Annotated in this window: 10 protein-coding genes; 5 read left to right on the top strand and 5 right to left on the bottom strand. The window is 61.3% G+C overall.

Annotation, left to right across the window (positions count from 1 at the left end):
* Positions 1 to 721: 721 nt before the first annotated feature.
* Genes leuS through BP858_RS07260 form a run of 4 tightly spaced genes read right to left on the bottom strand, consistent with a single transcriptional unit; the run spans position 722 to position 6,615 of the window.
* Complete coding sequence (leuS, locus tag BP858_RS07245; RefSeq protein WP_014866157.1) at positions 722 to 3,484, bottom strand: leucine--tRNA ligase; 2,763 nt, start codon at positions 3,482 to 3,484, stop codon at positions 722 to 724.
* 48 nt (positions 3,485 to 3,532) lie between these two features.
* Positions 3,533 to 5,416 (bottom strand): PINc/VapC family ATPase, encoded by a 1,884-nt coding sequence (locus tag BP858_RS07250; RefSeq protein ID WP_062261356.1) that lies wholly within the window; start codon positions 5,414 to 5,416, stop codon positions 3,533 to 3,535.
* Between the two features lie 23 nt (positions 5,417 to 5,439).
* Positions 5,440 to 5,805 carry a phosphoribosyl-AMP cyclohydrolase gene (hisI, locus tag BP858_RS07255; RefSeq protein ID WP_014866159.1) on the bottom strand — a complete coding sequence of 122 codons (366 nt, stop codon included), beginning with the start codon at positions 5,803 to 5,805 and terminating at the stop codon, positions 5,440 to 5,442.
* Positions 5,806 to 5,811: 6 nt separating this feature from the next.
* Complete coding sequence (locus BP858_RS07260) at positions 5,812 to 6,615, bottom strand: A24 family peptidase C-terminal domain-containing protein (RefSeq protein WP_014866161.1); 804 nt, start codon at positions 6,613 to 6,615, stop codon at positions 5,812 to 5,814.
* A 343-nt stretch (positions 6,616 to 6,958) separates the two neighbouring features.
* On the opposite strand from BP858_RS07260, the gene BP858_RS07265 reads away from it, so the two are divergent.
* Genes BP858_RS07265 through BP858_RS07280 form a run of 4 tightly spaced genes read left to right on the top strand, consistent with a single transcriptional unit; the run spans position 6,959 to position 11,970 of the window.
* Entirely contained in the window at positions 6,959 to 7,597 is a 639-nt protein-coding gene (locus tag BP858_RS07265; RefSeq protein WP_048104419.1) for a hypothetical protein, read from the top strand.
* The gene (locus BP858_RS07270; RefSeq protein WP_014866162.1) at positions 7,584 to 10,010 is read left to right on the top strand and encodes a type II/IV secretion system ATPase subunit; all 2,427 of its coding nucleotides are present in this window, start codon (positions 7,584 to 7,586) and stop codon (positions 10,008 to 10,010) included. Before BP858_RS07265 ends, BP858_RS07270 begins: the two co-directional genes overlap by 14 nt.
* A complete protein-coding gene (locus BP858_RS07275; protein ID WP_214166038.1) occupies positions 10,007 to 10,930 on the top strand; it encodes a type II secretion system F family protein in 924 nt (307 codons plus the stop codon). Before BP858_RS07270 ends, BP858_RS07275 begins: the two co-directional genes overlap by 4 nt.
* Positions 10,931 to 10,932: 2 nt before the next feature.
* Positions 10,933 to 11,970, top strand: a complete 1,038-nt coding sequence (locus BP858_RS07280) for a type II secretion system F family protein (RefSeq protein ID WP_074174789.1) — start codon at positions 10,933 to 10,935, stop codon at positions 11,968 to 11,970.
* A 77-nt stretch (positions 11,971 to 12,047) separates the two neighbouring features.
* Here the strand turns inward: BP858_RS07280 and BP858_RS07285 are convergent, their stop codons facing one another.
* Complete coding sequence (locus BP858_RS07285; RefSeq protein ID WP_286879197.1) at positions 12,048 to 13,538, bottom strand: cobyric acid synthase; 1,491 nt, start codon at positions 13,536 to 13,538, stop codon at positions 12,048 to 12,050.
* Between the two features lie 58 nt (positions 13,539 to 13,596).
* On the opposite strand from BP858_RS07285, the gene BP858_RS07290 reads away from it, so the two are divergent.
* A partial coding sequence (locus BP858_RS07290; RefSeq protein ID WP_286879198.1) for a ribonucleotide reductase N-terminal alpha domain-containing protein occupies positions 13,597 to 14,097 on the top strand: 501 nt, incomplete at its 3' end.

The raw sequence follows: 14,097 nt of genomic DNA on the forward strand, positions 1-14,097 counted from the left end.
TGCCCGGGGCGAGCCCGGGGAATAGGTCGCTTTCATGCGTACAGCTTCTCGCGCTCTCGCGCGAAGCCTTGACGCCCGTGTAGCTCCTCCCAACCGGAACCCTTCGCGTCTTCGCGTGAGAGACCGGCGATCACTCCAACGCACCCTCAAGCTAAGGTGAAATACTCCACTACTGCATCGATTCCCAATTACCGGCACTCTCAACGGAGGAGAGTATCAACCTTTTTTACCACGGTCTGGGGGTCTGCATCCCGGAGGACGGCGTTCCACCGGATATACGCCCGGGCACTGCCCCCGCCCCCGGGGGCGGGGGAGGAGGCCGCAGGCCGGGCGGGGTGGGGGAACAGAAGGGAGCGCTCCGCGGGGGATGGGACGAAGGCCAGATATGATCTGCTAATTTGGAATCGGTGTACTACTGGTGCGGGGAGGGGAGCCCGGTCCCCACTCCCCGGGGTGATGAGCGACTGACCTGAGAGTAGGAGCTCAAGCATCGGAAGTGCGCAGGCCACCACGGTCCACTACATGGGCTCCTCGATCGTTCCGATCGTTTTGGCTGGTGCACAGCAGGAGATTTCGCCCTTATTGAATACCAGAGACGCGGCCCATTCGCCCCCACACCCCTGGGGAAACCGCCGCTGTAAACCGGAGAGGACCTGCCCGGCCATACCGGGATATGTGAAAGAAAACCGTGAAGGATGTGCGTGAAAAAAGGTGGAGCGGGTTACTCGATCACAATCGCCGGCTTGAAGGGCAGGGCTCCCGACGCCTTCGGGTGGGTGCTCTCCCCCGCATCCTGGATCGTCACCGGCACGCCGAACTCGTGCTCCAGGAACGATCGAGCCCCCTCAAGGACCGCCTGCTCGTCGAGAGACGCAACCTGCAGCTGTTTCACGAGATCGGGCGGCAGTTTCAGCACAAGTTTTGTGATCTGCTTCGTCGCGTCCGTCGCCTCGCGGCCGCGCTTCCGCATCTCCTCGTTCTGCATGATCTCCCGCACAACCCTCGTCTTATCGGTCGAGGCGGCGATGATGCGGAACGCCTCGTGTTTCCAGGCCGGGGCGACGAAGAGGCTGATGCCTTTCGGCTCCATCGGGATGAGCTTCAAGATCGACTCGATATCCTCGACTGTCCTCTCCAGGAGTTCCTCAGCGAGTTCGACCTCGGGGTTGACCTGGGCCTCGTCCACCTCCGGCCAGGGGGCAAACGAGACCATGCCGCTCTCACCGAGATCGCTCCAGAGCGCCTCACAGGTGAAGGGGATGAAGGGGGAGAGCAGCCGCACCCAGGTGCGGCAGAGATCCTGCAGCACCGCCCCGCCGCTCGCGCCCTCAGGCAGGCGGCGGCGGTACCACTTCAGGTCGGCCTCCACACCGAAGAACGCCTCCTGCAGTGCCTGCCTGGTCTGGAACGAATCGAACGCCGCGGTTGTACTCATGATGCGGTGCTGGAGCCTGCTCGCGAGCCAGGCATCGATGGCGTACGCCCCCTCCGCCTGCCTGGCCTCCCCGACCATGTTCCAGAACCGCTCGATCTGTTTCCTGGTCGACGAGACCAGTTCATTGCGCCAGTCAAAGTCCTGCCAGGGCTCCGCACTCCCGACAAGGAACATCCTGACGGTATCGGCACCAAACTCCTCCAGGGCGTCCTCAAGCAGGTAGACGTTCCCCTTGCTCGAGGACATCTTTGCCCCGTTCAGGAGGCCCATACCGAAGACCACCATGCCCTTCGGCTGCAGTTCGGGCGGGAATATGGCCCGGTGGTGGAAGAGCTGGAACGTGAGGTGGTTTGAGATCAGGTCCTTTGCCGAGAACCGGTAGTCGTAGGGGTACCAGTAGAGGAACTCGTTCCTGATCGCATCAAGGGTCTCCCGCTCAACGGTCGTGGGCGAGCCTTCCCCGAAGAAGATGTAATCAAAGACCTCGGGGGTGAGGTTCTCCGGCGGGATGGCCTTCAGGTGATGAGCGATGGTGTAGTAGGCCATGTAGATCGTCGAGTCGGAGAGCGGCTCGATGATCCAGGCCGGATCCCAGGGCAGTTTCGTGCCGAGCCCCACCCGGCGGGTGCAGGCCCAGTCCTTCAGCCAGTCGACCGTCCGGTCGAACTCGTTCCTGACCTCGGGCGGGACAAGCGCCATCTCCTCAAGCTGCGTCTTCACCTGCTCTTTCCAGCAGGGGTCGCTGTACTCCAGGAACCACTGGTCATGGAGGATCTTCACGTAGACCCTGCCGCCGCACCGGCAGATCACCTGACGGTTATCAAAGTCGTACATCGGGATGGAGCCGTAGCGCTCCAGCATCAGCGCCGCCACATCGTCCCTGGCCTCCCGAACCGGCTTTCCGCCGTACTTCTCAAAGACCTTCCCGCGGGAGAACTCGGCGCTGTAGATCTCCTGGGTGAGCGCCTCCATCGCCGGGTCGTTCTGGTCACGGATGCCTGCCCGCTCGACCGCGTCCTTTGCCGGGATCTCGCCGTAGCCGTCGACAGAGATGAGCGGAACCGGCTGGATGGACGTGTACCTCCCCTGCTGCTGCAGGTCGCGGAGCGCGATGTAATCGAAGGGTGCGTGGGCGGGAACGCTCATGACGATCCCGGTCCCCATATCGGGGTCCACAAACGTTGCCGGAAGGACGGTGATCTCGCCGCAGAGCGGGTGGGCGACCGTCTGGTCGATGAGCGCGGTTCCCGGGATCTTCTCGGTCACCAGGACCTCGTGGTCCTGCAGGGCGAGCTTCCCTGCCGCCTCTGCGCTTAAGATCCACTTCTCACCGTCGATCGTTGCCCGGACGTAGGTAGTGGCCGGGTTCACCCAGAGGTTCGTCACGCCGTAGATCGTCTCGGGCCGGAGCGTCGCGCATGGAATGCGGGCATCGCCCCACTGGAAGACCACCAGGGTGAACTTGATGATCTCAGCCTTGTCCCCCTCGAGCAGGTCGTGGTCGCCGACCGGGTTCTCGCACTGAGGGCAGTACTTGACCGGGTGGGCCCCCTTCACGACATGTTTGTCCTCGTGCAGGTGCCCGTACTGCCACTCGATGAACCTGCTGTACTGGGGGTCGACGGTGATGAACCGCCGCCGCCAGTCGATAGAGAGCCCGGACTTCTGCATCACCCGCATGTACTCCTCAGAGAAGTAGCGGACGATCTCCATCGGGTTGATGAACCGGTCCAGGATATCCTGCGGCACCCGGTAGAGGTCGCGGTAGAGCCCGATCGTCTGCTCATCACCGTTTGCTATCCGCTTCGATATCCCGATCACCGGGGTTCCGGTGACGTGGAACGCCATCGGGAAGAGGACCTGCCTCCCCTTCATCCGCTGGTACCGGGCGATGACATCAGGGACGATGTAGGTCCGCCCGTGCCCGACGTGCATCGCCCCGCTCGGATACGGGTATGCCACGGTCAGGTAATACTTCTCTTTCTCTGCCGGGTCAGCCTCGAACGCGTGCTCCCACCTGATGATGCACTCCCGTTCGTTACTTCGCATATCAAATCCGCTCACTCTACGCCTCCAATTTCTGGTTCCCTCATCCTCTCACACCGGCCTCAGCCGGATCGTCTCGCCCTCGTTGTAGCGCTTGATCATCTCCTGGGCGATCGTGCTGTTCTTGGCAAGGAGGATATCTCCCTCTTCGTTCACCGTAGCCGTAAAGAGGTACTCCTTTCCGGCAAAGACATCGACGATCCTGCCCCTGTTCTCAGGAGAAATGATGGTCAGCTGCTTTCGGTCAAGGCGGATCCTGATGCCGCCGGCAAACTGCATCTCCTCCTCGATGGGTTTTCGCACCTCGAGTTCGCTCCTCGGCCGGATGTCGATCCCGATACCGAGTTTATTCACGATCGCCGAGACGTTCTTGCCGCCTTTCCCGATCGCCGCCGGGACATCCTTATCCTCGATGTAGACGACAGCTTTGTTGTCGTTGATGATACGGACCTCGACCGGGCCGCTCGTATACCGCCCGATCTCGCGCTGAACCTCCTTCTCGGCAACCTTCCAGGAGACGTTCTCCTCGGGCTCGGCTGGCGCCCCGACCGGCGCCGCGCTCGCCGGGGCGATCGGTTCCTCAGCACTCCGTGCGAGCGGCATCACCAGGGTCTCCCCCTCGTAACGGAAGATCTCGATCTCGGGCTCCCTGCGAGAGTGTTCGCGGACGACGATCACCGGGCGGGCGTATGCATCGCCGGGCATTCCTGCCGGCACCTTGATGGTCAGTTCAAGGTCATAGATCTTCGCGATCTCGCCCTTGACGACATATATGATGGTGTTGATGATCTGCGGCAGGACGCTGTAGTCCACGCGGTCGCAGAAGCGCTGGAGGCAGTCGTGCACCTCCATGGCATGCACCACCCCGACCATTCCCATCCCGGCGAGACGCATATCGGCGTAGACGCTGAAGTCTTCGCTCTTCCGGAGTTCGTCGAAGATGACGTAGTCGGGCCGGACAAGCAGGAGGGCTTCAGCGGTGTTTGCCATGCTGCCCTCGAGCGCCGTATACTGGGTGATGTGGTCCGGCACCTGCAGGTCCCGCGGCGCCTCCATCGTTTTCACGATAAAGTCATGGTCGGCAAGGAACGTCGCAAGGCTCTGGGCGAGCGTGGTCTTCCCCGCGCCGGGAGGCCCTGCGATCAGGACGCCACGTCGGTTCCCGAGGATCCGCTTCTTGATCTCAGGTGCCATGCTGTAGTCATCAAGTGCGAGGTCCACGAGCGGCCGCACCACCGTGATCTCCATCCCGTCAGAGAACGGCCGACGGGCGATCGAGATCCGGAGCGATCCAATCTGGACGACCGTGATCCCACGTCTCTCGAGTTCGATGAAACCGTCAGGGTCGCGTTTTGCCCGCTCGAGGAGTTCCTGCGCCATGGACCGGAGTTCGTACTCGGTCATCGGCGTATCGCGGAGGGTGACCAGCCTGATATCCCGGAGTTTCCCTACCTTTGCCATCGGCGGGGCCCGCTCCTTGAGGGTGATCGCGATCGTCTCCTCATCAAAGAACTGGTCGATCGAGAGCGGTGAAAAGTCGCCGATCTGTGGTTTTAAGTAGGTGACATCGAGTCCTTTTGCCTTTGCCACCTCAGCCTGCACGAGGTCGCTCGTGATGAACCTGGCGTCATACAGGAGGGCGACGCTCCGGATCAGGGCATCGATCTCGCCGCCGCTGGAGAGCTTCACCTGGTCGAGGCTCGGGCGATCTCCGGCAAACTGGAGCTCAATAACATTATCCTCCGACATCCGGAAGAGCTCCTGGAGTTCGGTCAGACCGGAAAACCCTATCTCCCGCCCCTGATTCGCCTGCGCCTCCAGTTCGGCGACGACGGCTTCCGGTATGATTATTGTTGCGCCCTTATATTCCCCGGTTTTTATCATCGATGTTATGCGTCCGTCTATCACGACGCTTGTATCGGGTACAATTTTCATAAAAAATCACCATATTAGTGAGGTCATTCACCCTTATTAGCGTATACCTTCTCCGGATCAAAGACCATTCCGGCGATCTCCTCCCCTTCGACCGTTCGGTAGAAACAGGAGGCATGACCGGTGTGGCAGGCTGCGCCGGTCTGCTCGACCTCGTAGAGGATCGTATCGGCGTCGCAGTCGACAAGCACCCGGCAGACCCGCTGGACGTGTCCACTCTCCTCCCCTTTCTTCCAGAGTTTCTGTCTGCTCCTGCTGTAGTAATGTGCATATCCGGTGGTCAGGGTGAGGTCCAGCGCCTCGGCGCTTGCGTACGCAAGCATCAGGACCTCACGGGTTCGCTTCTCCTGCACGATGACAGGCACCAATCCGTTCTTGAACTGTATCTCCATATTGGTTCACATTCCTGCGAGGATCGTTAAGATTACAAAGAGTATATCACCCATGAACAGTGCGGTCAGGAATCCCGCCGTGATCGGTATAATAAACGGAATGCCGTAGGATATCCAGACCCTGCCGGCCTTTCGGTAGAGGGCAAGCTCACTCCGGTAGTCTTCGGGGTGCAGCCTGAGATCCTTTGTATATATCCGCTTCTCTCCCCGCACCATCCGTCTGAGCGACTCGGTAAAGCCGACGAACCGCCTGACCAGCCTGCCGTCCTGTTCTTCGATATCTTCCATGACAAAGCCGAATTCGTTCTGGATCTCCTTTCCATCGACCGGGAACCCGAGGAAGAGACAGGGTAGCGGGGCCCGGTTTCCCTGGATGAGGTTTCTCACGAATATTGCAATCGGTGCTGCGATGTTGATGAGTACGGCGTTTGTGAGGACAGCAAACGGGAAGAACCCGTGGGGCGGGCTACCAAAGTATGGCTCGATCGGGAAGAACGGGATGCAGACCGTGATGATGATGAGAGCATACGCATCCGCTCCCCCGAAGAGGTTTGCAGCCCCAAAGAGGTAGAAGAATCCGCAGAAGACTGCGACCAGGATGAGGTAGCCTGCTGCCGTTCGCCAGTCGGCAAGAAGGATCAGCCCGTATACCCAGACGGCCGCCGGAATCGCGACCGCGAGCGCGGGGCGCCAGGTCCTGTGCGGTACCCGGCGCTCCTTTGCGTCCAGGACCGACGCGTAGACGAGCGTGACCCCTATCGCGACCGCTGCGACTATGAGCGGGACGGCGACCACGGGCGGAAGAATCATGGGACAGTACCTTATCCACCTTTTATATCTTATTTCTGGCGATCTCGCTTTGCAGGGGGTTCCTGCATTTTTGACGCATACCTCATGCAATCAGGGCCTCCTGCAGCCCCGGTTCTCGCGGTTGCGGCGGGAGCCGCATCTGCTGCTTTCCCGTGGCTTGCCAATCGGAAACACCGGCCTCTCAGTTCCTGGATCCGGTACTTTCACCAGAATATCGGCTAGAATCGAGATCGAGTTATCACAAACTATTAATAATAGCATACTGATGTGGTATATTGTGCTGGGGACCAAAATCTCCCCGTGCGGCACACAAACCATAGAAATACCGTACCTGAAGATGTGCATGGCTATAAACGACCTTGTAGACGAGATCCTCGAGCAGTCGACGCACGAGGGGTGCTTTACCCTGAGTGAGCTGTTGCACTACAGTAACATCCATTCCCTGACCGGAATGGGGATCTCAAAAGATAGTACGCATACGTTTTTCCTGGTTTTCTCCCGGGGCGAACCGGATGGTGCCGTATTTGCCGATGAGAAGGGGACGCTCTTTGGCGATTCGGCTGTCCTGCACCTGGCTGATGGGGAAGAGTTCGACCTCTATCTGGTGGCACCGCCGATCGCCGACGCACTGGTATCGCGCTGCAGAGTCTTCGAGAAGAGCCACCTGAAGAGGAACGGCCGTCTCGATATCCCGACCATCGGCGCTCCCACCCGGCAGAGGGTGGGAGTGCTCTGCTTGACCATCCACGACGGCCAGGCACCTCTTGCCGGGGCCCACGTCTCGGTCCGGAAAGGCAAACTCGTCATCACGAGCGATGTGACGGATTCCGGGGGAAGAGTCTGTTTCCGGCTGCTAAACGGGCGCTACATGTGCGTGGTCTCGGATCGGACCGGAGAGCGGACACGGTGCATCGTCGAATTCCATGAACCTCAGGTAGAAACGCGCGTTGATATTGGGGGCACAGAGGATGAGAGCAGGTGAAGATGAAGAACGTGAATTGATAGCAACGGTCAGGAATCTTCTCACACAATCCAGGAAACCGGGGAGCAGCGGCGAGGAGGTCGCATCCTCCCCGCCCGGGGACCAGCCTGGTGAGGAAGAGGTCCGGGAAGAAGCGGTTCTGGAGGACGGGGGGCAGCCAGACCCCTCGCCCGCACCGGCACCGAGGGGAGCGGGTATCCGTTCGCTCATCGACTCGGTGCTCGGGTCGGGGGGCGCCGGCCAGCGGCGCGCATCAGGCAATGGTGATCCCGCCAGGGCGCTCCTCGAGCGGATTGGAGAGAGTGGTGCAGAATCGGGCGGGGAGGATGCGACCTCCCCAGAGGCGGTGGAGGATATGGAGACAGAGCCGGAGATGCCGGCCTCTCCGCCGGAGCGCCGTGACCCCTTCGGCATCTTTGCGGGGCGGAAGAAGGAGGCGGACACTTCCGCCCCAAATGACCCCGGGGCGGCGACGGCTGACGAGCCGGTGATCCCGGCACGCGGTCACCGCGCCTCTCCCGGTCTCCCCGACCCGGAGGTGGAAGAAGAGCCCGAAACCGACGAGAACATTTCTGCCGGTGTGGTGTCGGTCGACGAACTCGGGAACCTGGCCGACCTGATCCTCCCGAAGGGTGCGACATTTGAGGTCGAGGAGCTGCACATTAAACGGAACGAGCGCCAGTTCGACTTTGTCGATAACGCCCGGGTTGTATCTGAGTTTGATGAACTCTTCACCGAGGCGTTTTCTTCTGCCACGCTTGCCGCGGCCGCGGCGGCCACGGAGGTCCCGGTTGAGGACGTCCCGGAGCCCAGGTTCGGGTTCCTCGAGCGGTTCCACCTCCCGAAGACTGTGGAGGTGATCGAGGAGTACAACCCTGTCCTCCACGGGCCGCTCGTCGACCTCTCGATGCGGCCGTCGCCGGGACTGGAGGAGATCGAACTCTACCCGGTGAACGAGCCGTATGCCTATGTCCGGGTGACTTACGACAGCACGACGCACGAGTACACCTACAATGTCCTCGAACCCGTGCTCACGCCCGGTGAACAGGAACTCTTCGGGGAGATCAAGGAGCGCCTCTTTGAGACGCTCGACATCACCACCCGGGACCTCACCCGCGATGAGGCAAGGAAGGCGCTCCGGGACGCGGCGAACACCATCATCGCCGATTACGGGATCCGCCTCGAGCCGCCCGGGCGGGAGAAGATCCTCTATCACGTGGAGAAGGAGTTCCTCGGCGACGGGCTGATCGACCCGGTGATGCATGACGGCTACATCGAGGATATCTCCTGCGACGGCGTAGGAAGCGCCATCTTCGTCTATCACACGACGTATGAATCGATGAAGACGAGCCTCATCTACCGCGATGCTGCCGAACTTGATTCGTTCGTCACGAAACTTGCGCAACGGGCCGGGAAGTACATCTCGATCGCTGAACCGATGCTTGACGCCACAATGAGCGACGGGTCACGTATCCAGATGACGCTCGGGTCAGAGGTGACCGCCCACGGCTCGACGTTCACGATCCGAAAGTTCCGTGAGGAGCCGATTACGCCGACCGATCTTATCGAGTGGCACACCTTCTCGCCGCTCGGGATCGCCTTCCTCTGGCTTGCGGTCGAGAACGCCAAGTCCTGCATATTTGCCGGCGGGACGGCGTCCGGGAAGACGACGACCTTGAACGCCATATCGCTCTTCATCCCGCCGCTTGCAAAGATCGTGACGCTTGAGGATACCCGTGAGTTGAAACTCCCTCACCCGAACTGGATCCCGAGCATCACCCGGGACTCGTTCTCGCAGGACGGGCGGGGCGAGATCGATATGTATGAACTCCTGCGTGCCGCCCTCCGGCAGCGTCCTGAGTACATCCTGGTCGGCGAGGTCCGTGGCCGCGAGGCCCTGACGCTTTTCCAGGCGATGAGCACCGGACACGTCACCTACGCGACGATGCACGCAGACTCGGTGGCGAGCGCCGTCCACCGTCTGGAGAACCCGCCGATCAACGTGCCGAGAAACATGCTCTCGGCGCTCTCCCTGATGTCAATCCAGGTGCAGGCCCGGGTTGGCGGCCAGCGGATCCGGCGGAACAAGCAGCTCATCGAGATCCTGGATATCGATCCCAGGACGAACGAGCTGATCACGAACGAGGTCTTCAGGTGGCACCCGGCGACCGATGAGATCCGCTACTCCGGCAAGTCCTACATCCTTGAGCAGATCATGGAGGACCGGGGATGGAGCGAGGAGCGGATGCAGGAAGAACTGAAACGGCGGCAGGAGGTGCTCGAATGGATGCGCATCAAGAAGATCCGCTACTTCCGCGACGTGAGCAAGATCCTGGTCTCCTACTTCCGTGACCCCGAGACGGTCATCCAGCGGGTGCGCTCCGACCTCTACGGGGAGGGTGGTTCCGCATGAACAGTTATGAGCGGTTCTGCTTCAACCTGATCGGCCGGGACTTAAAGAAGAAGCGGGGGGACTTCATCAGCCTCCGCAAGGATCTCATGGGGGCCCGGATGAATACGCCGTTTGAGGCTTACCTTGCGACCGCCTACGTCTCCTCGGTTGTCGTGGGGCTGGCCGCCGCCGTGCTCATCGGGCTCTTTACCTACCTCCTGAGGGTCCCTGAGATGATCACCTACCGGGGGGCGGTCCCTGAGTTTTTCTACGCGTTGAACGATTACAAACTCGTGATCGGCACCATCATCATCACGGTCCTCTCGCTCCTGATCTTCGGCGGCATATCCTACCTGATCTTCCTCCTCTATCCCGGCATACGGGCTGGAGAGCGTCGCCGGAACATCGACGCCACCCTGCCCTACGCCATCAACTACGTCACCGCGATGTCCTCGGCAGGGATCACCCCCGACGAGGTCTTCCGGCTGCTCGGCCAGAGTAAGATCTACGGCGAGAGCGCCGTTGAGGCGCGTTACGTCTCCCGGGAGACCGACTTCTTCGGGAAGGACCTCCTTGAAGCCCTGCGGACGGTCTCGCAGGCGACGCCGAGCGAACGGATGCGGGAATTCCTGCAGGGGGCTGTTGCGAGCATCTCGAGCGGGAGTAACCTCACAGAGTATTTCCGCACGAAGGCTCACCAGTATACGCTTGAGAACAACCAGCAGCAGAAGACGTTCCTCGAGACGCTCGGGCTGATCGCGGAGTCCTACGTCACCGCGATGGTTGCAGGTATGCTCTTTCTGATCATCCTGCAGTCGGTGATGACAATCCTCTCCGGTGACTCGAATCCGCTCTTCCTCTACATCATCATCTACCTGATCGTGCCGTTCGGGAGCACGATGTTCGTCATCCTGATCAGTTCCATGACCCCGGAGGTGTGATTATGGGATTTAAAGAGATTATCGATGATTTCCTGAATAGATCTCCTGACCGTGGCGAGGCGGTGGATGCCCCGGTGGCTGACGCCTTCGAGGAGCAGGAGCAGGAGATCTTTGGCAAGATCGAGGACCAGCGGAAGTACCGGGAAGGGTTTTACCGGTTCATCAGGCACCCGCTCCGGGTGATGATGGAAGACCCGGTCACTGTCCTCTTTATATCGGTCCCGGCGGCGCTGCTCCTCCTCATCGGGGGGTCTATGAGCCTGGTGATGTCCTATGGTTTCGGCGTCCTCTTCACGACGACGATGATCGATGATATCTTTGTCTTCTCGCTCCTCATCGCTATCGTGCCGCTCGCGATCCTCGACCTCAAGGAGGCGCTCCGCGTCTCGAGCATCGAGGCGTCCCTCCCGAACTTCTTCCGGGATGTGGCCGGGATGAACGACTCCGGCATGACGCTCCCGCACGCGATCCACATCGTCTCGGAGGGCGAGTACGGGGCGCTCACGCCGCACGTCCGCCAGCTGGATACCGAGATGTCCTGGGGCGTCCCGTTCGTGGAGGCTATCCGCCGGTTTGGGAAGGCAGTGAACACCCCGCTTGCCGAGCGGAGCGTCGACCTGATTGCGCACGCGAGTTCCGCCGGCGGTGACGTCAGCGAGGTGCTTCGGGCGGCGGCTCACGACGCCTATGAGTTCTTCAACCTGAAGTCGGAGCGGAGGAACGGTATGATGATCTACATGATCATCATCGTTATGTCGTTCTTTGTCTTTCTCTTCGTCATCGGGGTGCTCTCAAGCACCTTCCTCTCCACCATGGCGGAGGCGGGCGAGGCGGTCGCGGCGTCGGGTTCGAGCCAGACGTTCATGGGTACCGTGGACCTCTTCCTCTACAACCGGCTCTTCTCCCACTCCGCACTGATCCAGGGGCTCTTCTCGGGGCTTGCGGCGGGCATCATGGGCGAAGGCCGGGTGCTCGCGGGGCTGAAGTACTCCGCCATCATGGTGCTGATCGCCTGGGTTGCGTTCCGGTTCTTTATCTGAAAAAGAGGGGGCCGGTTTATTCTTTTTTCGGTTCTGTTGAAACAAGCTCTCTGCGGGTCAGCCTCGACCCGGGCGCATCAGCCTATTACCCGTTCATCCCGAGGTCGCCTCTTACCGTCCTGAAAATAGACCATAAGAGCATCCATATCCACGTGCGCCTCGAAGTGCCGGGCCAGGTCGTCGTAGGCGGCGTCGCCATCTGCCGCCGCCACCGGTTCGAACGGCACCCCCTGCCGCTCAGAGAGGTAGGCGAGCAGGGCGTTTACAGCGCCCGGGTTCTGGAAGAGGCCGTGCATGTAGGTCCCGAAGACCAGTCCGTCGGGGCTTGCGGCCCCTTCCCCGGAAAACGCCTCGGGGAGGTCGCCCCGTTCCGTCTCTCCCATGTGGATCTCGTAGCCCTCCACCTCACCCATCCGCGAGAGGATAGGGCCGGGCCCGGTTGCCCGGCGCCGGACCTGCACCGTCGTCTTCCGGTAGCCGGTAAAGGCGGTGACCACGTCGAGGAGCCCGAAGCCCTCGTATTCGGCGCAGGAGCCTGACTCGATACCACCATCGAGGATCCGGTGGCCGAGCATCTGGTAGCCCCCGCAGATCCCGATCACTGGAATACCCCGTTCCCGGGCGAGCCTGAGTTCCTCCCCGGTTCCGGCACGGTTGAGCACGGCCAGGTCCTCCACGGTGTTCTTCGTCCCCGGAAGGATGATGCAGTCGTAGCCGGCGAGCGGCGTCTCCGGAGTGACGTAGTCCACCGTGGCGTGGCGCTCAAGGAGTTCGAAGTCGGTGAAGTTTGCGATCCTGGGGAGACGGACGACGGCTATCCGTATCGGGCTCCCGGTTGCCTGCCCTCGCTTGTCCCCGAGCGAGAGCGAGTCCTCGCTTGGGAGAGGGATATCTGCGTAAGGGACCACCCCGAGCACCCGGACGCCTGTGAGTTCCTCGAGTTTCTCCACCCCGGACGCGAAGAGCCCGACATCCCCCCGGAACTTGTTGATGATGACCCCGACGACGAGCGGCCTGATATCATCGGGGAGGAGGGCGAGCGTCCCGTAGACCTGGGCGAAGACCCCGCCCCGTTCGATATCGGCGACGAGAATGATCGGAAGCCTGAGGCTCCGGGCGAGCCTGATGTTTGCGATGTCGCGGTCGTAGAGGTTCACCTCCGCGGCTCCCCCGGCCCCTTCCACCACCACGTGCCCAAAGCGCTGCCGCAACCGCTCAAACGCCGATACGGCCTCTTGAAGGAGCATATCGGTCTCCGCGTAGTAGTCGCTGATCTGCACATCCTTATACGGCCGGCCGAGCATCACCACCTGTGAGGTCCGGTCACCCTTCGGTTTGAGGAGGACCGGGTTCATATCGGCCACCGGCTCGATACCCGCGGCGAAGGCCTGTACGGCCTGGGCTATCCCGATCTCGCTCCCGTTGGCCGTGACGTAGGAGTTGAGACTCATATTCTGTGATTTGAACGGCGCAACCGGGATCCCGCGGCGGTAGAGCGCACGGCAGAGCGCCGTCACCGTCACGCTCTTTCCCACGTGGGATGCAGTTCCGAGCACGATAAGAGACATTGACGGCAGAAGAGTTGGGCACGACGGATTATTAAGGGCGGGGTTCCATGACTGCAGTATGGAGCTCTCTCCGCAAGGCCGCCTCCTCCTGGAACGCCGCTACCTCCTCCCCGGCGAGACACCGGACGGCCTCTTCTCCCGGGTCGCCGATCTCGTGGGCGGTCCGGCACGGTCCCGTGAGTTCTTCTCGCTTATATCAAGCCTCCGCTTCCTCCCAAACTCCCCCACCCTGATGAACGCAGGCACCGCAAGCGGGCAGCTCTCGGCCTGCTTTGTCCTGCCGGTGGAGGACACCCTCGAAGGAATCTTTAGAAGCCTCACCAACATGGCGCTCATCCATAGGTCAGGGGGCGGCACCGGGTTCTCGTTTGCCCGCCTCCGCCCCCGCGGTGATATCGTCAACGGGATGATGGGCGCCGCAAGCGGCCCGGTCTCGTTCATGCGGGTCTTTGATGCGGCGACCGGGGCGGTGAGGCAGGGCGGCCGGCGGCGAGGGGCGAACATGGGGGTGCTTGCTGCCTCCCACCCGGATATCGAGGAGTTCGTCACCTGCAAACAG

It is taken from the genome of Methanoculleus sp. UBA413, from assembly GCF_002502935.1.
Classification (GTDB): Archaea; Halobacteriota; Methanomicrobia; order Methanomicrobiales; family Methanoculleaceae; genus Methanoculleus; species Methanoculleus bourgensis.

Bases quoted from the DNA above. Each gene is read 5' to 3' on its own strand.
- leuS (WP_014866157.1), bottom strand. From the start codon at position 3,484: ATGCGAAGTAACGAACGGGAGTGCATCATCAGGTGGGAGCACGCGTTC.
- BP858_RS07250 (WP_062261356.1), bottom strand. From the start codon at position 5,416: ATGAAAATTGTACCCGATACAAGCGTCGTGATAGACGGACGCATAACA.
- hisI (WP_014866159.1), bottom strand. From the start codon at position 5,805: ATGGAGATACAGTTCAAGAACGGATTGGTGCCTGTCATCGTGCAGGAG.
- BP858_RS07260 (WP_014866161.1), bottom strand. From the start codon at position 6,615: ATGATTCTTCCGCCCGTGGTCGCCGTCCCGCTCATAGTCGCAGCGGTC.
- BP858_RS07265 (WP_048104419.1), top strand. From the start codon at position 6,959: ATGGCTATAAACGACCTTGTAGACGAGATCCTCGAGCAGTCGACGCAC.
- BP858_RS07270 (WP_014866162.1), top strand. From the start codon at position 7,584: ATGAGAGCAGGTGAAGATGAAGAACGTGAATTGATAGCAACGGTCAGG.
- BP858_RS07275 (WP_214166038.1), top strand. From the start codon at position 10,007: ATGAACAGTTATGAGCGGTTCTGCTTCAACCTGATCGGCCGGGACTTA.
- BP858_RS07280 (WP_074174789.1), top strand. From the start codon at position 10,933: ATGGGATTTAAAGAGATTATCGATGATTTCCTGAATAGATCTCCTGAC.
- BP858_RS07285 (WP_286879197.1), bottom strand. From the start codon at position 13,538: ATGTCTCTTATCGTGCTCGGAACTGCATCCCACGTGGGAAAGAGCGTG.